Below are 22,846 nucleotides of genomic sequence, written 5' to 3'. Positions count from 1 at the left end.
TGATAAAGCAAAGACGCGCCCGCGGCGCGCCGACCAATGCTACAGAATGCCTGAGAGAGCCGTACAACGGCTTTCTCACGCTTTTATTGCAAAGTGTGTTGCTCGATGAATTCCAGCGGCTGCAGTCCTTCGCGACTCACCAGACGATTGAACTCAACGCGCGGTAAACGTACTGCCAACAAGCTGCTGCCCTGCTCGTCATACTCTTCGCTCTGCACCGCACCCAATTCGAAAAACTGGGCGCGTAACCGGGCAAAATCCTGAGACAGGTGCAAAGTACCGACAAACAGATCGTCGCCGAGCAATTCGGCAACAGCCTGTTTGAGCAGGTCCAGCCCTCGACCATCACGGGCGGAGACCCAGACACGTTGCGGTTTGCCATCGGCATCGCGCTGTATCTGCGGCTCTACCCCTTCGAGCAGGTCGAGTTTGTTATAGACCTCAAGTATCGGCAAGCCCTCGGCACCGATCTCGCCAAGTACCGCCATGACCTGTTCGATCTGCTCCATGCGATCAGGCTCGTGAGAGTCGATGACGTGGAGCAGCAGATCGGAGTTGCTGGACTCTTCGAGCGTGGCGCGAAAGGCTTCGACCAGTTTGTGCGGCAGGTGGCGAATAAAGCCCACGGTGTCAGCCAGCACGATAGGCCCCAGGTCGTCGAGTTGCAGACGGCGCAGGGTCGGGTCGAGCGTGGCGAAGAGCTGATCTGCAGCAAACACATCGGAATCAGTCACAGCATTGAACAATGTCGATTTGCCGGCGTTGGTATAGCCCACCAGAGAAACCGAAGGGATGTCGGCGCGCTTGCGCCCGCGACGAGCCTGCTCACGCTGGCTGCGAACCTTTTCAAGACGGCCCTTGATCTGCCGCAGACGAACCCGCAACAGACGCCGGTCAGTTTCCAGCTGGGTTTCACCGGGACCACGCAGGCCAATACCACCGCCCTGGCGTTCAAGGTGAGTCCAGCCGCGAACCAGCCGCGTGCTCATGTGCTCGAGCTGTGCCAGCTCGACCTGCAATTTGCCTTCATGAGTACGCGCGCGCTGCGCGAAGATGTCGAGGATCAACCCCGTGCGATCAAGTACGCGACACTCGAACACGCGTTCGAGGTTACGTTCCTGACTGGGTGTCAGCACGTGATTGAAGATGACGATATCGATTTTTTCGGCTTTGACCTGGTCGCGAAGTTCCTCGACCTTGCCACTGCCAATCAGATATTTGGCCGATGGCCGATGACGCGGCACGTTGACGAACGCGACGGTATCGGCGCCAGCTGATATGGCCAGTTCCCGAAACTCCTGCGGATCTTCACGCGCCTCAGGGTCCTGACCATCCAGGTAAACGAGTATTGCGCGTTCACCACCACTGTGGCGCTCAAAGAACAAAGCAGACTCCTATCAGGCGTTACCTGGCTCAGCGTCGCCCTGCTCACCTTCGGTTGCGCTAGGCAGACGAATCGGGCGAACCGGAACAACGGTAGAGATTGCGTGCTTGTAGACCATTTGGCTGACAGTGTTCTTCAGCAAAATAACAAACTGGTCAAAAGACTCGATCGTGCCTTGCAGCTTGATGCCGTTGACGAGATAGATCGAAACCCCAACCTTCTCTTTACGCAGGGTGTTCAGGTAAGGGTCTTGTAGCGAATGCCCTTTTGACATGTGCCGCACTCCTTTAAGGATCAATAATAATTCGAATTCAGTTGGCTTGAACCGCCACCCCCCAAGGATAGACGGCTATTGCAAGGACTCAGCTCAATATGGAGACCGACCCCAGGTATTTCAAGGCGCGTGGCAAATTGTCGCTGGCCAGACTGTCCAACCAGTGTAAATCGTCCCAGCTGCGTAGCCAGGTAAACTGTCGCTTGGCCAGTTGGCGCGTGGCAATGATCCCACGCTCCTGCATCTCAGCCCATGTCAGCTTTCCATCCAGATGATCCCAGACCTGACGATAACCGACGGCTCTTATTGATGGCAGACCCGCATGCAGGTCACCTCTTGAGCGTAACGCCAGAACTTCGTCCAGGAATCCCTGGTCCAGCATTGTTGAAAATCTTGATGCTATACGGCCATGCAACACCTTGCGATCTGCCGGAGCAATGGCCAGGCTGGCGACAGTATAGGGCAATTGCGGTCTACCAGAAGCCGCAGCATCAGTAGTTTGCGCACTTTGTTGTTCTCTATGTGCCGTCATGCTCAAGCCACTGACCCGGTAAACCTCCAGCGCACGTATCAATCGCTGCGGGTCATTGGGGTGGATTCGCGCCGCAGACACCGGATCCACTGCCGCCAACTGGTCATGCAACGCCTGCCAGCCATGGGCTGCAGCCTGTGCTTCCAGTTCGGCACGAACACCTGAGTCAGCAGCCGGCATGTCTGCCAACCCGTCCAATAGAGCCTTGAAATACAACATAGTGCCGCCAACCAGCAGCGGAATTTTTCCGCGGGCGGTTATTTCTGCCATGGCAGACAGCGCATCGGCACGAAAATCAGCCGCCGAGTAGCTTTCGGCAGGATCGAGAATATCCACCAAACGGTGGGGAAACTCGGCCAACTGCGCCTTGGAAGGCTTGGCAGTACCAATATCCATGCCGCGATAAACCAGCGCCGAATCGACACTGATCAGCTCGCAAGGCAGGACTTTGCAGAGTTCCATGGCCAGATCGGTTTTACCTGAAGCCGTCGGCCCCATCAGAAAGATGGCCGGAGGTAGAGCGCTCATTCAGCGACCGCGCAGGAAGAGTTTGTCCAGATCATCCAGCCCCATTTGGGTCCAGGTAGGTCGGCCATGGTTGCATTGACCGCTGCGCTCGGTGTTTTCCATGTCGCGCAGCAGACCGTTCATTTCCGGGATGGCCAGACGGCGATTGGCCCGGATTGCCCCATGGCACGCCATGGTGCCCAGCAATTCGTTCATGTGAGCCTGAACCCGGTCACTGGTGCCGTATTCCATCAGATCGGCCAGCACGTCGCTGACCAGACGATTGGCCTCGGCCTGTTTCAACAAGGCCGGAATCTGCCGGATCGCCAGACTTTCAGGACCGAGACGTTGCAACTCGAAGCCCAGACGCTGGAATGTCTCGATGTGCTCTTCAGCGCAATCGGCTTCGCGCTGACTGACTGCAATGGACTCAGGCACCAGCAACGGCTGACCGCTCAGGCCTTCGCTTGCCATCGCAATCTTCAGACGCTCGTACATGATCCGCTCGTGGGCGGCATGCATGTCTACCAGCACCAGACCGTGAGCGTTCTCCGCCAGAATATAAATACCCTTGAGTTGCGCCAAGGCGTAGCCCAGCGGAGGAATGTCGCCCTGAGTCTCCGGCAACGACACGGCAGGCGTACCGGGCAACGGTGCATAAAACTCGCGATAAGCGCTCTGCGCTTCGGCGGCAGGCAACGTCGCTGTAGGGCGCGGCGTGTACTGATATTGATAACCAGCGCCTGCACCTGAACCGGCTGGCGGCGCATAGGGCTGAGCCTGGGGTTGCTCCAGCAGATTGTTGGCCAGGCGCATTTCACCCTGCGGGCCGAACTCACCGGCTTGCGGGCCGGTGGGTCGCTCGATGGCAGTCACTGGCGCAGCGCCTGCCAGTTGATCTTCGGGACGCACATCGCCCAGCGCGCGGTGCAAGGTGCCATAAAGGAAGTCGTGCACCATGCGCCCGTCGCGGAAGCGGACTTCGTGCTTGGTCGGGTGCACGTTAACGTCAACGACGGCGGGATCAACCTCGAAAAACAGCACGAAGGTCGGATGACGGCCATTGAACAGCACGTCGCGATAAGCCTGGCGCACCGCGTGAGCCACGAGCTTGTCGCGCACTGCCCGGCCATTCACAAAGAAATACTGCAAGTCCGCCTGACTACGGGAAAAAGTCGGCAACCCGACCCAGCCCCACAGATGCAAGCCGTTGCGCTCGATCTCGATGGGCAGCGCCTGCTCGAGAAAACCGGGGCCGCAAATGGCAGATACGCGTCTGGCGCGAGCCGTGTCGTCGTTGGCCTCATGCAGACTGAGAATCGTCTTGCCGTTGTGCCGCAAGTGAAACGCCACGTCGAAGCGCGCCAGTGCCATGCGCTTGATCACTTCCTGCAAGTGATCGAATTCGGTTTTTTCCGCCTTGAGAAACTTGCGCCGCGCCGGGGTATTGAAGAACAGGTCGCGGACTTCAACGGATGTCCCCACCGGATGCGCCGCAGGCTGAACCCGTGAAGCCATGTCGCGGCCTTCGGTTTCCACTTGCCAGGCCTGGTCAGCGTCACGTGTTCGGGAGGTCAGCGTCAATCGTGCCACAGAGCTGATCGACGCCAGCGCCTCGCCGCGAAAGCCGAGGCTCATGACGCGCTCAAGGTCTTCCAGCTCGCGAATCTTGCTGGTGGCGTGACGAGCCAGAGCCAAAGGCAGGTCATCAGAAGAAATGCCGCTGCCATCATCACGGACCCGCAGCAGTTTGATACCCGCCTGCTCAACATCGACATCAATGCGCTTGGCACCGGAATCCAGACTGTTTTCCAGCAACTCCTTGATGACCGATGCTGGCCGCTCGACCACCTCACCCGCTGCGATCTGGTTGGCCAGCCGTGGGCTGAGCAGTTCGATCCGGGCAGCATTTAGAGCTGCAGCGCTGGCAGAAGCCTGTACTTCAGGCTCGATACTGTCGAGAAGAAGATCGGTCATGGTTGAGCCGCCACCTCGGAGCTAGGGATTTTCAGGTCCTGCCCAATGCGCAGTTCATCCGTTTTCAGGTTATTGGCGCTGCGCAGAGCCGCAGCGCTCATGTCGTAGCGAGCCGCCAGCATGGCCAGTGTTTCACCCGAGCGAACCACGTGATTACGCGGCCCCTGGGCGAGTTTGCCGTTATCGCGGAGCCACGCGATGTAAGTACCTTGCGGTGGATTCTGCTGGAAGAATTGCTTCACGCCAGAGTTGATCGAACGCGCCAATGCCTGTTGGTGCGAAGCAGCGCTGAGCTTGGCCGCTTCGGCATTGTTGGAGATGAAGCCCGTTTCGACCAGAATCGACGGGATATCAGGCGACTTGAGCACCATAAAGCCTGCTTGCTCAACCCGGGATTTGTGCAGCGACGTCACTCGACCAATGTTGGTGAGGACTTTCTGCCCGACATTGAGGCTTGAAGACAGCGAAGCGGTCATGGACAAGTCCAGCAACACCCCCGCCAGCATGCGGTCCTTGTCGTCCAGACTCACGGCACCGGCACCACCGATCAAGTCGGAACGGTTTTCACTGTCGGCCAGCCAGCGGGCGGTTTCAGACGTGGCGCCACGCTCGGACAGAGCAAATACCGAAGCACCGAACGCAGCCCTTGAAGGCGCAGCATCGGCGTGAATCGACACAAACAGGTCCGCGCCTTTGGCTCGGGCAATTTCCGTACGCTTGCGCAGCGGGATGAAGTAATCGCCGGTGCGGGTCAGCTCGGCGCGGTAGCCTTTTTCAGCATTGATCTGACGTTGCAGCTCTTTGGCGATGGCCAGTACCAGATTCTTTTCTTTCTGGCCGCTACTGCCGGAGGCTCCCGGATCCTCACCGCCGTGACCGGCATCAATCACGATCACAATGTCGCGCTTTCCGTTGGGCACAGGTGTGAGCTTGATCTCGGGCTTGGCCGGACTGACCGGCACGGCAGGCGCAGTGTTCGCGGCCGTGTCAGGAATGGTCGGGCTCGGATTGGCATCGCCCGGCTCGTCGAACAGATCGACAACCAGACGGTTACCGTATTGCTGGTTCGGGGCCAGGGTGAAGCTCTTGGGCGTCACGGCCTTTTTCAGGTCGATGACCACGCGCAAATCCGTCGCGGTGCGCTGGGCAGAACGCATGCTGGTAATGGGCGTATTGGCCATGGGTACATTCAGCGGACCACCGAGGGTCGCACCGTTGATATCGATAACCAGTCGATCAGGAGAAGTCAGGGTGAACACGCTGTGCTGGACGGGTCCGGAGAGGTCAAAAACCAGTCGTGTGTTATCTGGTGCGCGCCATAGGCGGACACTTTTTACCTGTGTTGCAGCCAGCGCATCAACAGCCAGGACTGTCAAAAGCAGACCCACTACAGTAACCAGCGCGCGAATGCGCATACCTAACCCCATTTCTATTTGAATTCCAACGCCAAAGCGGCACACCAGGTTTCGCCACGCGAGCCAATTGGGCTCAAAGTCAGTGCTCGACCTTGCGCATGCGGCCTAATGGTAATGGTCAGGTCAGGCTTTGGCAAAAAGCCTGCACCGAGCTGGGGCCACTCGATCAAACAAAGTGCATCGCCTTCCAGGTAATCGCGGATCCCCAGGTACTCCAGCTCCTCTGGGTCAACCAATCGATACAGGTCAAAGTGGAATACACGAACCGGGCCTATTTCATAGGGTTCAACCAGGGTGAAGGTCGGGCTCTTGACCGCACCTTCGTGCCCGAGGCCACGGATGATGCCCCGCGAAAGCGTGGTTTTACCTGCCCCCAGATCACCTTCCAGAAAAATCACGCCTACCCCTTTCGTGACCTCGGCAATGCGCTCACCAAAGTGGGTCATGGCCTCTTCACCGACCAAATGCAGCGTTAACTCAGACACGGTTGCTGCTCCTCCAATAACTGACGAATGGCTGGAATCAAATCACTGGCCGCCAGCCCACGGCCCGCTTCGCCCAACCGCTGCCCGGCGCTGGCATGCAGCCAGACCGCCAGACACGCCGCATCGAACGGCTTCATTTTTTGCGCCATCAATGCGCCGATCAGCCCGGCGAGCACGTCGCCCAAACCAGCGGTCGCCATGGCTGGATGGCCGCGATCACAGAGCATCAACTGACCGTCGACGTCAGCGATCAGGCTACCGCTGCCTTTCAATACACAAACCGCCTGGTATTTATCGGCCAGCGCTCGCGCAGCAGCAGGGCGATCCGCCTGGATTTGTTTAGTCGTCACCCCCAGCAAGCGCGCAGCTTCGCCGGGATGCGGGGTAATGACGCTGCCCTCGGGAAGCGAAACAAAACCTTGTGCCAATTGGTTAAGGGCATCGGCGTCCCACACTTGCGGACGTTGAGCGTTGGCAGCGGCTGAAAGCAAGCTGCGCCCCCATGAACCTTGACCCAGCCCGGGGCCTACCACCAGAACACTGGCGGGTTCAATCAATGCCATTAACTGGTTGGCAGAACGGATCGCCGCGCTCATCACTTCGGGCATGCGAGCCAGCGCAGCAGGAATGTGTTCAGGGCGGGTCGCCAACGTGACCATGCCTGCGCCACTGCGCAAGGCACTTTCAGCGCTCAGCAGACAGGCTCCGCCGAAACCATGATCGCCACCAATGACCAGCACCCGGCCATACAGGCCTTTATGAGCAGTGCGAGGGCGTGCAGCCAGACGCGGCAGATTAAATGTATCAAGGCGAGTCGCGCTGCGAGTGGCCCTTGCGACAACGGCCGGATCTGCCTGCAAGTCGTCAAACACCAGCTCGCCAACCAGGTCCGCCGCATCACCGGTCAGCAGGCCGAGCTTCAAGCCTATATAAGTCACCGTCAGATCGGCTCGCACCGCGACGCCAAGGATACGTCCGGTATCGGCGCTTAGTCCGGAGGGAATATCCACCGCCACGACCGGCAAGCCGCTGGCATTAATCGACTCGATTGCCGCCGCGTAGGGCTGGCGAACGTCACCGTTCAAGCCAGTTCCCAGCAGCGCATCCAGCACGATGCCGCGCAAAGGTTGATCGGCCCACGGTTGAACATCGAGACCCGCAGCGATTGCCGCGCCATAAGCGTCAGCAGCATCGCCAGCCAGTGTCGCGGGATCGGCCACGCTGAACACATGAACATTCCACCCGGCCTTTTGCGCCAGCGTCGCAATCAGATACCCGTCGCCAGCGTTGTTGCCGCGCCCGGCCAGTACGCTCAATTCCCGCGCTTCGGGCCAGCGTCGACGCAGCGCGCGCCACGTTGCATGGGCGGCCCGTTGCATCAATTCACTGCCGCACGTTCCCGCAGCAATGAGCTGTGCGTCCAGTTCGCGGACCTGCGCGGCGCTGTACAGTGCGTCGGGTAATTGGGGATTCGTGTCGACCATGCGTTTCTTGGCTCCGATGTCTGGCAGAATTATACGCACCTCCACCCGGTTTCTCCTTGCGCATGCCCGTTATTACTGTTGATTCGCCCAATACTGTTGACCTCGTCTCCCTTGCTCAATCGATCAAGGAGTGGGGCCGTGAGCTGGGCTTTCAGCAAGTCGGGATTGCCGGGCTGGATCTCGCCGAACACGAGCAACACCTTGAGCGCTGGCTTGAGGCGGGCTATCACGGCGAGATGGACTATATGGCAGCGCATGGCAGCAAACGTTCGCACCCTGAGGAACTGGTGCCGGGCACCTTGCGGGTGGTCTCGTTGCGCATGGATTACCTGCCCGGCGACACCGAGATGACTCAGCGTCTGACCGAGCCGGAAAAAGCCTACGTGTCCCGATACGCGTTGGGCCGCGACTATCACAAGCTGATCCGCAAACGCGTGCAGCAACTGGCCGAACGCATCCAGCAGGCCATTGGTCCATTCGGCTATCGCGCCTTCGTCGACAGCGCCCCGGTGCTGGAAAAGGCCATTGCTGAAAAGGCCGGGCTGGGCTGGATCGGCAAGAACACCCTCGTGCTCAATCGCAAGGCGGGCAGTTTCTTTTTCCTGAGCGAGCTGTTCGTCGACCTGCCGTTGCCCGTGGATCCACCTCACGCCACCGAACACTGCGGTCGCTGCACCGCGTGTATGGACATTTGCCCTACCGCTGCTTTCGTCGGGCCTTATGTACTGGATGCCAGGCGCTGCATTTCTTATCTGACCATTGAACTGAAAACTGCCATCCCGGAGGAGTTACGTCCGCTGATTGGCAACCGGGTGTTCGGTTGCGATGACTGCCAGATCGTTTGCCCGTGGAATCGCTTTGCCCGCCCCACCGACCAAAGTGATTTCCAGCCACGCCACAATCTGGATAACGCCGGTTTGGCCGAGTTATTCATGTGGGACGAGGATAAATTCCTCAGCAACACGGAAGGCTCTCCCCTGCGCCGGGCCGGTTACGAACGCTGGCTGCGCAATCTGGCAGTAGGGTTAGGCAATGCGCCATCGACGATCCCCGTGCTGGAGGCGCTTGAGGCAAGACGGGAGTATCCGTCGGAGCTGGTGAGGGAACATGTGGAGTGGGCGTTGCGGCAGCATGAGCAGAATCGTTGATCCGTAGGAGCTGCCGAAGGCTGCGAATGGTGGTGTTTCAGATACAACCCCCTCGCAGCCTTCGGCAGCTCCTACAAAAAACATCAGTGCTCATCGCCCTTGTAGACAAACTTCGGCATGTTCCAGTTAAAGCGGATAGCCATTAGCCGCAGCAACAGACCGCCGAACAGGGTGATCAGAATGCTCTGCTCTTCAGGCAATTGCAGGTGCTGACACAGCAGAAAACACCAGGCCGCGAGGAATGACACGCTGGCATACAGCTCACGACGGAATACCAAGGGGATGTCGTTGCAGAAAATATCCCGCAGGATGCCGCCAAATACCCCGGTGATTACGCCGCACACTGACGCCACCAGCAGACCGGTCCCGACTTCGAGTGCGGTCATCGTGCCGATCAGGGTGAAGGCCACCAGACCCAAGGCGTCGAGCACCAAAAACAGCGAGCGCAGATGACGCATCAACGGCGCAATGAAAATGGTCAGCAGGGCCGCAACGCTGGTCAGGATCAGATATTCGGGGTGTTTGACCCATGTCAGCGGGTAATGACCGAGCAACACATCGCGCACCGAACCGCCGCCAAGGGCTGTGACGCACGCGATCAGTACCACGCCAAACCAGTCCATGCCCCGCCGCCCGGCAGACAGCGCGCCAGTCATGGCTTCAGCGGTAATAGCGATCAGATAAAGCATCAACAACATGGCGGCAGTCCCTGCGACGAAGCCGCGCAGTGTAGGGCAAGCACCAAAAGAGGGCAAAGAGCGAAACTACCGATCACAACCAATTTCTGTAGGAGCTGCCGAAGGCTGCGAAACCGTCGCATCTGACACGCCGCAATCGCAGCCTTCGGCAGCTCCTACAGGAATGATGTAAGCATCAGCCTTTAATGAAATGCTCGCGATAGAACCGCAGCTCGGCGATTGACTCGCGGATGTCGTCCAGCGCCAGGTGGGTGCTGCCCTTCTGGAACTTCAACTCAGGCGACCAACGGGCGGCCAGCTCTTTGAGCGTGGAAACGTCCAGATTGCGGTAGTGGAAGTAGTGCTCCAGTGTCGGCATGTGCCGATAAAGGAAGCGACGATCCTGGCAAATACTGTTGCCACAAATCGGTGAACTGCGTTCCGGCACCCATTGCTTGATGAACTCCAACGTCTGGGCTTCCGCTTCAGCCATGCTGATGACACTCTCGCGAACCCGCTGGGTCAGGCCCGAACCGCCGTGCTGACGGGTGTTCCACTCGTCCATTCTGGCCAGGGTTTCATCACTCTGGTGCACAGCAATGACCGGGCCTTCAGCCAGGGTATTGAGTTCGCTGTCAGTGATGATCGTCGCCATTTCGATAATGACGTCGGTGTCCGGGTCCAGGCCGGTCATTTCCAGATCGATCCAGATCAGGTTCTGCTTGTTCTGCATATTGGGCTCCTCAGCGTAGGCACGCAGTTTAGCTCACCCCGCCGTGCTAGACTCCCCCGCGTTTACTTATCAGCTGCTTTATCACTCGGAACACCCATGGCCAAACGCCAACTCAATCGTCGTCAAAACTGGCGCATCGAAAAAATTCAAGGCGAGCGCGCTGCCCGTGCCGCCAAACGCGAATCACAAACCCTGGAAACACTTGAGGGCGGCGATCTTGGCCCCGAGCAAACCGGGTTGGTGATCGCTCACTTCGGCGTACAAGTCGAAGTGGAAGCAAAGGAAGGCGATCAGGCGGGTCAGGTTTTCCGCTGCCACTTGCGCGCCAACCTGCCTGCACTGGTGACCGGCGATCGCGTCGTCTGGCGCGCTGGCAATCAGGGCATCGGCGTTATCGTCGCGCAACTGCCGCGCACCACTGAGCTGTGCCGTCCCGACAGCCGTGGGCAACTCAAGCCGGTTGCCGCCAACGTCGATCTGATTGTCATTGTGTTCGCGCCGATGCCTGAGCCTCACGCTAACCTGATCGACCGTTATCTGGTGGCCGCCGAGCACGCTGGCATTCGTCCGTTGCTGCTGTTGAACAAGTTCGACCTGATCAACGAACAGAATGCTCCGGCACTCAACGCGTTGCTGGAGGTTTACCGGACGCTGGGTTATCCGGTTCTGGAAGTCTCTGCGCACCACGGCGACGGCATGCAACAGCTGCAAGCCCAGCTGGACGGGCATATCAGCGTGTTTGTCGGTCAGTCTGGCGTCGGCAAGTCATCCCTGGTCAACAGCCTGCTGCCTGAAGTCGAAACCCGCGTCGGGCCGCTGTCCGAACTGTCCGGGCAAGGCACGCACACCACGACGACTGCCCGCCTGTTCCACTTCCCCCGTGGCGGCGACCTGATCGACTCCCCGGGTATTCGTGAATTCGGTCTGGGTCATGTAAGCCGTGCGGATGTCGAAGCGGGCTTCATCGAGTTCAACGACCTGATCGGCACCTGCCGATTCCGCGATTGCAAACACGACCGTGAACCTGGCTGCGCTCTGCTGATCGCCCTGGAAGAAGGCCGCGTGCAACAACAGCGCATGAACAGCTATCGCTCGATCATCGCCAGCTTGCCGGAAAGCAGCTACTAGCTGCGCCTTGTAGGAGCTGCCGCAGGCTGCGAAACGCGTACTGTCTGGAAGAATGCCTTCGCAGCCTTCGGCAGCTCCTACAGATTTGCGGCCGACAAAAAAGCCCGGACTCTCACGAGTCCGGGCTTTTTACTTGCAGCTTTAGGCTTGTAGCTTGCGGCTAGAACGCTAGTTCTTCGTCTCATCCAGCTTCAACGTGCCGTCTTCAAACAAGTTCAGCTTTTGCCGAATCTCGTGCGGCTGGGCGTAGGCCTGTGGATCATCCGGCGGCTGGATTCTAGGATTGACTGGCGCAGCCGGTGCAGGCTCAGTGGCCGTGGCTTTGCCCTGGCCGCCCCTGTAAACCTGACTGCCTTCAATACGCTGCATGGCCTTCTTGGTCAGAACCATGATATCGATACGCCGGTTGACCGGGCTTTGCGGATGCTCGCCGTCATACAGCATCGACGATGCATAGCCGACTACCCGCGCCACCTGGTTTTCCGGGTAGGTGCCGGCAACCAGAGCGCGACGTGCCGAGTTGGCCCGATTAGCCGACAGCTCCCAGTTACCGAACTCGCCGTTACCCACATAAGGCTTGCCATCTGTGTGCCCGCTGATGCTGATTTTGTTGGGCACCGCTTTGATGGTATCAGCCATGGCCAGCAGAATGTCTTCGAAATAGGGCTTGAGGCGCGCACTGCCCAGGTCGAACATCGGCCGGTTATCAGCGTCTGTAATCTGGATCCGCAAACCATCCTGAGTAATCTCGAAATGGATCTGGTCCTTGAATTTCTGCAGTTCAGGATTCTCTTCGATCTTGTTCTGCAGCTCCTGGAGCAGCAGTTCCAGACGCTCTTGCTCAACCTCTTCCGCCTTGGCCTCCGCGGTCTCGGCTTCGATGGGCACAGTGTCCGGTGTCGGCGTGTTCTTGATTTCCGGGTTCAAGGTCTGATCAGGCGACATTTCCGGCGATCCACCTAGATCAATCACGTAGGGCGAACCACTGTCCGAGAACCCGACCGGGTCTTTAAAATAACCGGCGATAGCGACTAACTGCTCCGGGGTTGCCGCAGACAACAGCCACAGCACCAGAAAGAACGCCATCATGGCGGTTGCAAAGTCCGCGAAGGCGATTTTCCAGGCGCCACCGTGGTGACCGGCTTCATAGCGCTTGACGCGCTTGATGATTATCGGCTGATTATTTTCCATGACTCAGCGACCGCGAACCGCTTGTTCCAGCTCACTGAAGCTGGGCCGGTGTGCCGGATAGAGAACCTTGCGGCCAAACTCGACAGCCAGCGAAGGAGGCATGCCGGAGGCCGATGCCACCAGCGAAGCCTTGATCGCCTCATAGACGTTGAGCTCTTCTTTGGCATCGTGGGCAAGGCAGCTCGCCAGAGGACCGAAGAAACCGTAGGCGGCAATGATACCCAGGAAGGTACCCACCAGCGCTGCACCCACGTGGTTACCAATGGCAGCCTTGTCGCCGTCACCCAGGGAAGCCATGGTGATCACGATGCCGAGTACTGCCGCCACAATACCGAAACCGGGCAGGCCGTCGGCGATACCGGTCACGGCGTGGGATGGATGACCCAGCTCTTCCTTGATGCTCTGCAACTCCATGTCAAACAGGCCTTCCAGTTCATGAGGAGCCATGTTGCCGGATGACATGATGCGCAGGTAATCACAGATGTAAGCGGTCATGCGCTCATCTTTCAGCACGCCGGGATACTTGGCGAAAATCGGGCTCGCCGACGCGTCTTCGATGTCCCCTTCAATCGCCATCATGCCTTCACGACGGCTCTTGTTGAGAATCTCGTACACCAGACCCAGCACTTCAAGATAGAAGGCGTGCGTGAAACGCGTACCGAACATCTTCAGTGACTTCTTCATGACGTGCATGGTCATGTAGCCTGGGTTGGCTTGCAGAAATGCGCCCAGACAGGCACCACCGATGATCAACACCTCGAAAGGCTGGATCAGCGCGCCAATCTTACCGTGAGAAAGTACGTAGCCTGCGAGAACACTCGCGAAGACGACGATGATGCCGATAATTTTAGCCATAGGTAGAAAGTACTTACTGAGTCGGGTTCAGGGACATGCGCGGAAGTTCATGAAACTCTTGTTCTACTTATCGGCATATGTGGGCCAGACTGTAGCCAGAAAAATCGAAAAGCCAGTTGACCGGTGAACGGGGGCCCGTAAATTAGGGTCTTACCCATTGATTTCGCAGTGTCCACTGCCTACATTTTCAGTCGTACGGGCCATGATGCATGCCTCCAGAAACGTCGCCACAGCTTCCCGTCCCGAACACGCTCGATGCGTGGCTCAAGCAATTGGACAGCATTGCATTGCCGGTCCCTCTGCCCAGCCACAATAAGGTCCGTAGCGCACTGAATGATAGCCGCCGTTCCCTGCGGGACATCGCCGACATGATGCAGGACAGCCCGGCGCTGGTCCTGAGCGTGATGCGCGAAGCCAACCATCAAAGTACCGGTCTGACCGAACCTGCCGAAAGCCTCGAAGTGGCGATCACTCGTCTGGGCCTGGGGCGCACCGAGGTGCTGCTCAATCGCCTGCCCGCTCTGGAAAACGAGAAGATTCCGACCGCGTTCCGCCAGTTGCTACTGATCAGCCAGCACGCTACGCAGCAGGCCAACGGACTGTTCGCAGCTCGCCTTGCGCGGCTCTGGCAGGATATCCACCTGGGTAGCCTGTTGTTTCTGGCACCGCTGTGGCCAATGGCACTGGCGCACCCGAAATTGCTGGAGGAATGGGAACTGCGGGTTATCCACAAAGGTGAGTCTTCCCGCTCAGTGGAGAAAGCGCTGTTTGGCGTCAGTCTGCTAGAACTCTGCATGGAACTGGCGACCTTGTGGCGCCTGCCTTTATGGGTGACTCAAGGCTATAAGCTACTGATCAGCGAGCGACGCCAATTGGTAAAGGCTCTGCATGTGGCTCGGGCTAACGACGATCCATTGCAACAGCAACAGTTGATGGACGCAGATCCAAACCTGCGTCGCTGGTTCAATCAACCCGCCAATACCGTATTGCTGGGCAACGGCCTGGCGCTGGCCGCTCAACAGGCATGGGACAGCCCGCACTGCCTGCGCTGGGAGTTACTGAGCAGCCTGTACTTGCAGCAATCCATGGACAGCGTGCAACAACAGGCTCACCAGAATGCAGTCAGCAGTGCTCGCAACCACAATGACCCGAGTCTTTGGCACCCTGCCGAAGCGCTGATCTGGCCGTGGGCAACCCGCCGGATTCATAGCAAACTGCAAGCAGCACCGCCGCCATCGCCCGATGCCTTGCAGAGCTGGCGCAAGCTATGCGCAGAATTGCTGGCCAACCCAAGCCCCTTCAGTAACGCCATGCACCTGACTACCACGGCGCGGGACGCTCTGGTTTCCTGCGGCATGGAGCGCGTGATGTTGCTGATGGCAGACAAGACCGGCACCCAGCTGCGCGTCCATCAGATCGCCGGGTTGAGACCTGAAGCAACGTCGCTGGCGCTATCTATAAAGGAAAGCACCGTGCTGCAGCGTTTGCTGGCACAGCCGACCCAACTGCGCATGACACCCGCCAACATCGATCAATTCTCGGCACTGCTACCGGGTAATCTTCGGGCTTTGTTCCCGGGCAAACACTGGCTGATCCGGTCGCTGAGCAGCAACAACAAGGTGTTGATGCTGGTGGTGGCGGATCAGGGCGGCGGACAGTTTTCGGAAACTTCGGTGCAGGCGTTCGGTAAAACCTGCCAATGCATCGAGCGGGCGCTGACGAGCTTTAGTAGTCGCAAAGCCTGACAGCTGGGCTACAATTCGCCTCTTTTTTTGAATTGGAGGCTGCACATGTCCGTCTTCTCTGGCTTGCCGCTGGTTATCGAGCCAAGCGACCTGAAGGATCGCCTGGATGCTCCGGAACTGATCCTGGTGGATCTGACCAGCAGCGCCCGGTACGACGCCGGACACATACCCGGCGCGCGTTTCGTTGACCCGAAACGCACTCAGTTGGGCCAGCCTCCAGCACCAGGTTTGCTACCTGCCCATGCAGACCTGCAAGCGCTCTTCGGTGAACTGGGCCACAACGCCGATGCGGTGTATGTGGTCTACGACGACGAAGGCGGCGGCTGGGCCGGACGCTTTATTTGGTTACTGGATGTGATCGGCCACAGCCAATATCACTATGTCGACGGCGGCCTGCTGGCCTGGCAGGCCGATGGCTTGCCCTTGTCCACTGCGGTTCCACCTTCGGCAGGCGGGCCTGTTGCCTTGCAACTGCATGAAGAACCCACCGCCACACGCGAGTATCTGCAAAGTCGCCTGGGCGCTGCCGATCTGGCAATCTGGGACGCTCGTGGCCCGCTTGAATATTCCGGCGAAAAAGTCGTCGCGGCCAAAGGTGGACACATTCCCGGCGCGATCAACTTCGAGTGGACCGCGGGCATGGATAAGGCGCGTGACCTGCGCATCCGTGAAGACATCGCGGAGATCCTCGACAGCCTGGGCATCACTGCCGACAAAGAAATCATTACTCACTGCCAGACACACCATCGGTCGGGCTTCACGTATCTGGTGGCCAAGGCGCTGGGTTACCCTCGGGTCAAAGGCTACGCCGGCTCCTGGGGCGAATGGGGCAACCACCCCGATACGCCAGTCGAACGCTGAAACCCTGTCCACTTCAAGTATTACATTCAGGAATTTTGATGAAAGAGCGTCTGTTTATCCTCAGCCAGTACCTGCTGCCGCATCACTTGCTGTCACGCCTGGCTGGCTGTGTTGCCGAGTGCCGCGTGCGCTGGTTCAAGAATGCCTTCACCGCATGGTTCGCCCGTCGCTACCAGGTCAACATGTCCGAAGCGCAAGTCGAGGACTTGAGCGCCTATGAACACTTCAACGCCTTCTTCACTCGTGCTCTGAAACCCGGCGCACGTCCGCTCGATGAAACGCCCGGCGCAATCCTCAGCCCGGCGGATGGCGCAATCAGCCAACTGGGCCGCATCGAACAGGGCCGAATCTTCCAGGCCAAGGGCCACAGTTTCAGCGTGCTGGAATTGCTGGGCGGTGACCCGGCGTTGTCGGCGCCATTCATGGGTGGAGAATTCGCGACTGTCTACCTGTCGCCCAAGGACTACCATCGCGTGCACATGCCATTGGCCGGTACCTTGCGTGAAATGGTGTATGTGCCTGGCCGAATCTTCTCGGTTAACCAGACCACAGCCGAAAACGTGCCTGAGCTGTTCGCCCGTAACGAGCGCGTCGTCTGCATCTTCGACACCGAGCGCGGACCGATGGCCTTGGTGCTGGTTGGCGCGATGATCGTTGCTTCCGTCGAGACGGTCTGGGCCGGCTTGGTGACACCGCCAAAACGCGAACTGAGGACTTTCCGCTACGACGAAGCAGCACGTGCGCCGATCCACCTGGAGAAAGGCGCAGAAATGGGCCGCTTCAAGCTGGGCTCCACCGCCATCGTCCTGTTCGGCCCTGAGCAAGTGAAATGGGCCGAGCAATTGACTGCGACTTCACCCGTGCGCATGGGTCAGGCCCTGGCATTGCCCGCACAGGTTTGAAACAGTAAATAGTGGCACTATGTGCCACTATTTATCATCAGGTGGTTGTACCATGGCTGTTTTCGCTTGAGCCTGAGCTGATAGATTCGTCTGCGGTTGCTGCGACTATTGGCCGATGCTGCTAGAGTCCCAACACCGGCCCTGTCGGAAACCTGCATTTTATTGATGTAGATTTCGGCACCCGTCGGGAACTGTTATCGCTGCATCGATTCAAAGCAGCCGCTTGGTCCCGAGCGGGCAGTTGGAGTTAGCCTTTCACATGAGTAATTTGAGCCTTCCTGTGTTGTTGCGTGTTCCCGCGCCAACGCAGTCGAGCCTGACATTCTGTGAAGCGACGCCCAAAGATCTCAAGCGTTGGATCTCAACGCTGCCTAAAGCAAACCTGGGTGAAACGGCTCGTCAGCTCTACCAAGGCCTGACTGAACTCAATCAACTGCTGACGCCCAGTGAAAATCGCCTGCAACTGCTTGAACTGCTGCGTCCCGAAGTGCATTTCGTCTGCAAACATCTGGAACGCCACTTTCTCAATCAGGCCGTGGTGCTTGACGAACGTCCGCGCAAAGTCGCCAATCTTTGCCAGGCGCTTCAAAACCATCTGGCGGTCGGCTACAAACTGATTATCGAGCGAGTCAGCTCAAGACTCAGCAGAGACCGCGTCCCGCTACTGACCACTGCACTGCAACGTGCGATTCAGTGTCTGAACGGACCGCTGATTCGTGCCAATCAACTGTACTGTCCTGTGCAGGAAGGCCTGTGGCTCGAGCTGCACAAGATCTATCAGATTGCCTGCGAACATCAATTGCAGAATCTACCGGTGGCCGATGAACAGGCGATCCACTCCCGCTCGCTGACGGTAGAACAGACTTACACCATTGCGCTGCTGATGGGCTGCTCGCGCTGCAACCAGATGCGTCAGCTCAACATCGGTCGGCTTGCTGATGTACTGGATGCCTGGAGCCCGTTTGTGCGGCTGCAGTCACCAACAGACGAAACCAGCCTGTATGCGCTTTCAGCAAGACAGGACAAACCGCCGCTCTACAAATCACTGTTTCCCGAAGACCAGCACCCTACCCTGCTGGGTCTTAACACCCAGACTTTGGCAGCGATGATCACCCGCTATCTGGAAACCCCTGTAGATCAGCGGGCACAGTCACCGCTGTTGGTTCCACAAGGCTTTCCCCCTGACCTGCTGGAACATCTGGCTACTGCATGGGGCGATGTCGCAGAACGGACCTTTCAACGCACGCCCGGCCAGGGCACTCTGAGCCTGTGCATAGGCATGAGCGCACTGCATTTCTATCTGGGCGGCAAACGCTCTTTCAGTGACATGCTGCAAGTCCCGGCTACCAAAGCCGCCGAGTTCAGCCTGCAGGTCGTGGACGACAAAGCTGACGACCCTTGGGCCAGCGCTTTTGACACCCAGCGCGGCAACACCTCGGCGCTGATGCTGCCTTACGAAGAAATCCAGTATGAACAGCCTGACGCCGATGGCGTAGACGCGGCGTCCAACGCCCAGCAGACGTTCCCGACCTTTGACCTGAACATCGTCAACCACAGCCCAGGCGGCTACTGCCTTGCGTGGCCAAAAGAAGTGCCCCAGCAGTTGCAGGCCGGAGAGTTGGTCGGGATTCAGGATGATGCCGGTCAGGGCTGGAGTGTTGCTGTCGTGCGTTGGGTGCGCCAGGTGCGCAGCGGCGGCACACAAATGGGGATCGAGTTGATCGCGCCATTTGCCCAGCCTTGCGGCTTGCAGGTCGTCCGGCCTGAACTGAACAGCCCTTACATGCGCTCTTTGCTGCTGCCGGAAATTCGCGCGATTGAACAGCCGGCGACGATACTGGCACCGCGCTTGCCCTTTAAAGAAGGCAATAACGTGATGATCAATATTGCCGGAGAAGAACACAGCGGCCTGCTGGGTCATCAACGCACCAGCAGCGGCAGCTACAACCAGTTCGAGTACGAGACCTTCGAACTGCCCGGCCAAACTGGCGGCGACACGCCAAAAGCGGAGCAGGAATTCGATTCGTTGTGGTCGTCACTGTAGAACTCCGACGTCCTCCCGGCGAAAGCCGGTCCTATGGGACTGCGTCGGTTCTGTGGGAGTGAGGCTTGCCCGCGATACAAGCACCGCGGTCTATCTGATAAACCGCGGCGCCCTTATCGCGGGCAAGCCTCGCTCCCACAGGTTCCGGTGCGATTCGGCGATTTCATTTTTGGTGGAGGGTTTTCACACAGCCTGCACCGAGGCTGTTACCGCCTTTTAGCCGCGCCCTTCTCGCTCCCTTACCCCCAACAGATAAAGCACGCCATCCAGACCCAAGGTCGAAATCGCCTGCCGGGCTGACTGCTTGACCAGTGGCTTGGCGCGAAACGCGACACCCAGACCTGCGATGGCGAGCATTGGCAAGTCGTTGGCACCGTCACCCACTGCGATGGTCTGCTCAAGACTCAAACCTTCCTTCGCCGCCAGCTCCCGCAACAAATCGGCCTTGCGCTGGGCATTGACGATAGGCTCGATGGCCACGCCTGTACACTTGCCATCCACGACTTCCAGCTCGTTGGCGAAGACATAGTCGATACCAAGTCTGGCCTGCAATTGCTTGGCAAAGTAAGTGAAGCCGCCGGACAGAATCGCCGTTTTGTAGCCTAGACGCTTGAGCTCGGCAAAAAGAACCTCGGTCCCTTCAGTCAAACGCAGCGAAGCACCAATTTCGTCCAGCACGCTGACGTCCAGACCTTTGAGCAAGGCCAGACGCTCTTTGAAGCTGGCACTGAAATCCAGTTCGCCACGCATGGCGCGCTCGGTGATTTCCGAAACCCGATCACCTACGCCGTGAGCCTTGGCCAACTCATCGATCACTTCGGCTTCAATCAGGGTCGAGTCCATGTCGAATACCGCCAGACGACGATTGCGGCGGTACAGCGAGTCCTGCTGGAAAGCGATGTCCACGTTCAGCTCTTGAGCAACCTGCAGGAATTCAGCCTGCAAGGCCTTGGTGTCAGCGGGCTCGCCACGCACGGAAAATTCGACGCAACCTTTGCCTTGATCAGTAGAAGCGTCCAGCGGCATGCGTCTGGACAAGCGATCAATCTTGTCAATGTTCAGGCCGTGGTGCGCGGTGATGGCGCTGACACGTTGCAATTGCCCGGCAGTGATCTTGCGGGTCAGCAGCGTCACGATGTGTCGCGGGCTGCCCTGGTCATCTACCCACTTCTGATAGTCCGCCTCAGACACCGGTGTAATGCGCACCTGTTGATCCAGCGTGTGCGCCGCAGCCTGAATGTCTGCAAGGACCGAAGCCGCCTGCTCAGTGCCAGGGATTTCGACAAGAATGCCGAACGACATGACGTCGTGAATCACCGCCTGGCCAATATCAAGGATGCTCACGCCACCGTTGGCAAGCACGCCAGTAATGCTCGCAGTGAGACCGGGACGGTCTTCACCGGTGATGTTAATCAGGACGATTTCGCGCAAGGGACACCCCAGCAGTGGAAAAAAACCGCATTCTAACCACTTTCAGTGACCATCGGGCGAAGGCAGCGCTTTGCCGCCACTGGGTCGGTCGTTATACTGCGCGGCAACTTCTTCGAAAGAGCCGTGCTCTGTGAACCGGCCTAAGCCTGTTAAAACCGATAATTTCTTCCTGCTGATCTTCCGTGCACTGCGTCATCGCCGTGTACCGATTGCATTGCGCATCGCTAGCCATAACGTGATCCTCGTCTCCCTGGCGCTGATGATCTACGCCGGTGTGATGGGCTTGCAGTTCAAGCAGGCCATGCATGAGCAGGCCGACGCGCTGGGTCAGGCACTCACCACGCAAACTGCGACCTCCGCCACGGAGCTGCTGGTGTCCAACGACATCCTCAGCCTTAACGTGCTGTTGGGTAATCTGGTGAAGAACCCGCTCGTGGCGCATGCCGCGATCTACAGCGTGGACAATCGTATTCTCGCGGAAGCCGGTCAGCGCCCGAAAAACGGTCTGCTGGGTGAGGCCGAAGGGCTTTACGAAATCAAGATTACCTTCCAGGACACCATGGCCGGGCATCTGCGCATCAGCCTGGACATGTCCCAATTCCAGCAGCCGATGACCATCAGCCTGCAAAGCATGGGCATCCTGGCAGGTATCCTGCTGGCGCTCGCCCTGGCGCTGAGCCTGCGTCTGGGTCGACACATTTCCACTCCGCTGCTGCAATTGCGAATCTGGCTGCGTGATATCGATCCCTACACCCCGGCCGTTGAACGTCAGGATGAAATCGGTGATCTGGCCCGTCAGTTGCGCACGTCGTTTGCACCGCCGATGCCGGAACCGGAGCCCGAACCAGAGCCGGAATACGCCGAGGACGAGTCGGATGACCACTATGCTGAAGATGAAGCCGTAGAACCCGCCGCCAAAAGCCGCTCTGCCCGCGAGCCAGGTTTTGACGAGGCGCCCAAGCCACGCCTGCCTGCGCCGCCCGTACAACGGCGTCTGGTTGCCGAAGAAGATGAAGAAGACGAGGACGACCCGTTTGCCGACCTGCGCGACAGTTCCGACGCCGCGCCTCAGGTCAGTAGAGCTGTGGCTCCGAGTACGCCGCAACCCAGCGCCGTGCTAGCCGTACAGCTCGGTTCGCAGGATCAACTGCGTCGCTTGCCTCGAGCTCGCCTGACGGAGCTGCTGCAACGCTATCGCGATTGTCTGGATCAGGCTTCTTCGCTGTACGAAGGCGAACTGCATACCCTGAACGATGGCAGCACACTGATGCTGTTCCACAGCCAGGAAAGCGGTGAGGATTACCTCACCAATGCTATCTGCTGCGGCGAGCTGTTGCGTGCGCTGAGCCATGCATTGCAAATCGAGGTCGCAGACAGCGGCATCACCCTGCAATTGCAATTGGGTCTGACGCTGGGCGAAGGCCTGGCAGGTCTGAGTCAGATCGACTTGCTGCTGACGGAAACCGCACAGGATGCCCTGGCCCTGTCGCAACACAGTCGCAACCTGTTGCTGGTAGAGCGCAAGATCAATGACGACGCACTGATCCGTCAGCGCGCCCGAATCCGCCCGATTGCGAGCCCTGAAGGCGCTTGCTGTGTAGAGCGCCTGATGGAGCCCTACCCATCAATGCTCGAGCGCCAGTTGGCGCGTATGCACGAGACTGCGCGCAAGGTGTGATCATGCACCCTCCTACACTGCACTGTAGGAGCGCACGAGCAACGCGAGGCCGCGATGCTCCTCTCGTTACACCACGATTGATGGCCGCGGGCAACCTTGGCCAAATCGCGGATGGTTCTGAAAAACCTAGAATCTGTAGGAGCTGCCGAAGGCTGCGAAAGCGATCTCTCTGAAGTACCGCCGTTCGCAGCCTTCGGCAGCTCCTACAAGGAATTCCAGATAGCAGTCCACAAAAAAGCCCGCATCGCTGCGTAATGCTGTTCACTTAAGCATTTGAGTCCAAGCCGGGCTTTATAGAGAATCCGATGTCAGACCCCTGGCATCGGATTTTTTTATGCCCATTCAGCAGCAGTTGCTCGACCTCGGCGATCTCTTCAATTTTTCTGACCTAAGCA

General features: G+C 58.6%; 19 protein-coding genes. 7 read left to right on the top strand and 12 right to left on the bottom strand.

From position 1 onward, the window contains the following. Nucleotides 1-83: 83 nt before the first annotated feature. The 7 genes from hflX to RX972_RS05795 all read right to left on the bottom strand — a co-directional run bounded on the left by hflX (nt 84) and on the right by RX972_RS05795 (nt 8,058). On the bottom strand, nt 84-1,385 hold the full coding sequence (gene hflX / locus RX972_RS05825; RefSeq protein WP_316873290.1) for a ribosome rescue GTPase HflX: 1,302 nt from the start codon (nt 1,383-1,385) through the stop codon (nt 84-86). A 12-nt stretch (nt 1,386-1,397) separates the two neighbouring features. Further along, nucleotides 1,398-1,658 carry an RNA chaperone Hfq gene (gene hfq, locus RX972_RS05820; RefSeq protein ID WP_027900444.1) on the bottom strand — a complete coding sequence of 87 codons (261 nt, stop codon included), beginning with the start codon at nt 1,656-1,658 and terminating at the stop codon, nt 1,398-1,400. 88 nt (nt 1,659-1,746) lie between these two features. Next, nucleotides 1,747-2,718 (bottom strand): tRNA (adenosine(37)-N6)-dimethylallyltransferase MiaA, encoded by a 972-nt coding sequence (gene miaA / locus RX972_RS05815; protein ID WP_122395207.1) that lies wholly within the window; start codon nt 2,716-2,718, stop codon nt 1,747-1,749. Next, entirely contained in the window at nt 2,719-4,674 is a 1,956-nt protein-coding gene (mutL, locus tag RX972_RS05810; RefSeq protein WP_122708742.1) for a DNA mismatch repair endonuclease MutL, read from the bottom strand. Beyond that, the gene (locus RX972_RS05805) at nt 4,671-6,101 is read right to left on the bottom strand and encodes an N-acetylmuramoyl-L-alanine amidase (protein ID WP_200866077.1); all 1,431 of its coding nucleotides are present in this window, start codon (nt 6,099-6,101) and stop codon (nt 4,671-4,673) included. Before RX972_RS05805 ends, mutL begins: the two co-directional genes overlap by 4 nt. 2 nt (nt 6,102-6,103) lie before the next feature. Beyond that, entirely contained in the window at nt 6,104-6,574 is a 471-nt protein-coding gene (gene tsaE / locus RX972_RS05800) for a tRNA (adenosine(37)-N6)-threonylcarbamoyltransferase complex ATPase subunit type 1 TsaE (RefSeq protein WP_164581837.1), read from the bottom strand. Further along, nucleotides 6,562-8,058, bottom strand: a complete 1,497-nt coding sequence (locus RX972_RS05795) for an NAD(P)H-hydrate dehydratase (protein ID WP_316873447.1) — start codon at nt 8,056-8,058, stop codon at nt 6,562-6,564. The genes tsaE and RX972_RS05795 overlap by 13 nt, the downstream gene beginning before the upstream one ends. Before the next feature lie 62 nt (nt 8,059-8,120). Between RX972_RS05795 and queG the strand changes: the two genes are divergently transcribed. Continuing rightward, the gene (gene queG / locus RX972_RS05790) at nt 8,121-9,206 is read left to right on the top strand and encodes a tRNA epoxyqueuosine(34) reductase QueG (RefSeq protein WP_255885430.1); all 1,086 of its coding nucleotides are present in this window, start codon (nt 8,121-8,123) and stop codon (nt 9,204-9,206) included. A gap of 83 nt (nt 9,207-9,289) precedes the next feature. Here queG and RX972_RS05785 read toward each other — a convergent pair whose 3' ends face one another. Continuing rightward, nucleotides 9,290-9,904 (bottom strand): trimeric intracellular cation channel family protein, encoded by a 615-nt coding sequence (locus RX972_RS05785; protein WP_099267764.1) that lies wholly within the window; start codon nt 9,902-9,904, stop codon nt 9,290-9,292. 175 nt (nt 9,905-10,079) lie between these two features. Beyond that, nucleotides 10,080-10,616 (bottom strand): oligoribonuclease, encoded by a 537-nt coding sequence (gene orn / locus RX972_RS05780; protein ID WP_316873280.1) that lies wholly within the window; start codon nt 10,614-10,616, stop codon nt 10,080-10,082. 96 nt (nt 10,617-10,712) lie between these two features. Here orn and rsgA point away from each other — a divergent pair, with 96 nt between their 5' ends. Next, nucleotides 10,713-11,744, top strand: coding sequence for a small ribosomal subunit biogenesis GTPase RsgA (rsgA, locus tag RX972_RS05775; protein WP_027898821.1), 1,032 nt, complete (start codon nt 10,713-10,715; stop codon nt 11,742-11,744). A gap of 168 nt (nt 11,745-11,912) precedes the next feature. Here the strand turns inward: rsgA and motB are convergent, their stop codons facing one another. Together motB and motA are read right to left on the bottom strand one after the other, a co-directional pair. Next, a complete protein-coding gene (motB, locus tag RX972_RS05770) occupies nt 11,913-12,935 on the bottom strand; it encodes a flagellar motor protein MotB (protein WP_122808424.1) in 1,023 nt (340 codons plus the stop codon). A 3-nt stretch (nt 12,936-12,938) separates the two neighbouring features. Beyond that, nucleotides 12,939-13,790 (bottom strand): flagellar motor stator protein MotA, encoded by an 852-nt coding sequence (gene motA / locus RX972_RS05765; RefSeq protein ID WP_027898819.1) that lies wholly within the window; start codon nt 13,788-13,790, stop codon nt 12,939-12,941. 209 nt (nt 13,791-13,999) lie between these two features. Between motA and RX972_RS05760 the strand changes: the two genes are divergently transcribed. The 4 genes from RX972_RS05760 to RX972_RS05745 all read left to right on the top strand — a co-directional run bounded on the left by RX972_RS05760 (nt 14,000) and on the right by RX972_RS05745 (nt 19,342). After that, the gene (locus RX972_RS05760; RefSeq protein WP_316873274.1) at nt 14,000-15,535 is read left to right on the top strand and encodes an HDOD domain-containing protein; all 1,536 of its coding nucleotides are present in this window, start codon (nt 14,000-14,002) and stop codon (nt 15,533-15,535) included. Nucleotides 15,536-15,580: 45 nt separating this feature from the next. Next, complete coding sequence (gene rhdA / locus RX972_RS05755) at nt 15,581-16,396, top strand: thiosulfate sulfurtransferase (protein WP_316873272.1); 816 nt, start codon at nt 15,581-15,583, stop codon at nt 16,394-16,396. A 32-nt stretch (nt 16,397-16,428) separates the two neighbouring features. Then, the gene (gene asd, locus RX972_RS05750) at nt 16,429-17,298 is read left to right on the top strand and encodes an archaetidylserine decarboxylase (protein WP_161628563.1); all 870 of its coding nucleotides are present in this window, start codon (nt 16,429-16,431) and stop codon (nt 17,296-17,298) included. Nucleotides 17,299-17,557: 259 nt separating this feature from the next. Continuing rightward, a complete protein-coding gene (locus tag RX972_RS05745) occupies nt 17,558-19,342 on the top strand; it encodes a molecular chaperone (RefSeq protein ID WP_316873270.1) in 1,785 nt (594 codons plus the stop codon). 216 nt (nt 19,343-19,558) lie between these two features. Here the strand turns inward: RX972_RS05745 and serB are convergent, their stop codons facing one another. Further along, nucleotides 19,559-20,773 carry a phosphoserine phosphatase SerB gene (gene serB, locus RX972_RS05740; RefSeq protein WP_316873268.1) on the bottom strand — a complete coding sequence of 405 codons (1,215 nt, stop codon included), beginning with the start codon at nt 20,771-20,773 and terminating at the stop codon, nt 19,559-19,561. Nucleotides 20,774-20,903: 130 nt separating this feature from the next. Between serB and RX972_RS05735 the strand changes: the two genes are divergently transcribed. Further along, nucleotides 20,904-22,451 carry an AhpA/YtjB family protein gene (locus RX972_RS05735; protein ID WP_255878048.1) on the top strand — a complete coding sequence of 516 codons (1,548 nt, stop codon included), beginning with the start codon at nt 20,904-20,906 and terminating at the stop codon, nt 22,449-22,451. Nucleotides 22,452-22,846 lie beyond the last annotated feature (395 nt).

The sequence above is a fragment of the Pseudomonas syringae group sp. J309-1 genome (assembly GCF_032582135.1).
In the GTDB taxonomy this organism is placed as follows: domain Bacteria; phylum Pseudomonadota; class Gammaproteobacteria; order Pseudomonadales; family Pseudomonadaceae; genus Aquipseudomonas; species Aquipseudomonas quasicaspiana.
This window is presented reverse-complemented; position numbering and strand designations above follow the sequence as displayed.

What these genes read in the sequence shown, in the direction of transcription:
- RX972_RS05745 (WP_316873270.1), top strand. Translation starts at nt 17,558, where the DNA reads ATGAGTAATTTGAGCCTTCCTGTGTTGTTGCGTGTTCCCGCGCCAACG.
- rsgA (WP_027898821.1), top strand. Translation starts at nt 10,713, where the DNA reads ATGGCCAAACGCCAACTCAATCGTCGTCAAAACTGGCGCATCGAAAAA.
- motB (WP_122808424.1), bottom strand. Translation starts at nt 12,935, where the DNA reads ATGGAAAATAATCAGCCGATAATCATCAAGCGCGTCAAGCGCTATGAA.
- queG (WP_255885430.1), top strand. Translation starts at nt 8,121, where the DNA reads ATGCCCGTTATTACTGTTGATTCGCCCAATACTGTTGACCTCGTCTCC.
- motA (WP_027898819.1), bottom strand. Translation starts at nt 13,790, where the DNA reads ATGGCTAAAATTATCGGCATCATCGTCGTCTTCGCGAGTGTTCTCGCA.
- rhdA (WP_316873272.1), top strand. Translation starts at nt 15,581, where the DNA reads ATGTCCGTCTTCTCTGGCTTGCCGCTGGTTATCGAGCCAAGCGACCTG.
- miaA (WP_122395207.1), bottom strand. Translation starts at nt 2,718, where the DNA reads ATGAGCGCTCTACCTCCGGCCATCTTTCTGATGGGGCCGACGGCTTCA.
- RX972_RS05805 (WP_200866077.1), bottom strand. Translation starts at nt 6,101, where the DNA reads ATGGGGTTAGGTATGCGCATTCGCGCGCTGGTTACTGTAGTGGGTCTG.
- RX972_RS05785 (WP_099267764.1), bottom strand. Translation starts at nt 9,904, where the DNA reads ATGTTGTTGATGCTTTATCTGATCGCTATTACCGCTGAAGCCATGACT.
- mutL (WP_122708742.1), bottom strand. Translation starts at nt 4,674, where the DNA reads ATGACCGATCTTCTTCTCGACAGTATCGAGCCTGAAGTACAGGCTTCT.
- RX972_RS05760 (WP_316873274.1), top strand. Translation starts at nt 14,000, where the DNA reads ATGCCTCCAGAAACGTCGCCACAGCTTCCCGTCCCGAACACGCTCGAT.
- orn (WP_316873280.1), bottom strand. Translation starts at nt 10,616, where the DNA reads ATGCAGAACAAGCAGAACCTGATCTGGATCGATCTGGAAATGACCGGC.
- hfq (WP_027900444.1), bottom strand. Translation starts at nt 1,658, where the DNA reads ATGTCAAAAGGGCATTCGCTACAAGACCCTTACCTGAACACCCTGCGT.
- RX972_RS05795 (WP_316873447.1), bottom strand. Translation starts at nt 8,058, where the DNA reads ATGGTCGACACGAATCCCCAATTACCCGACGCACTGTACAGCGCCGCG.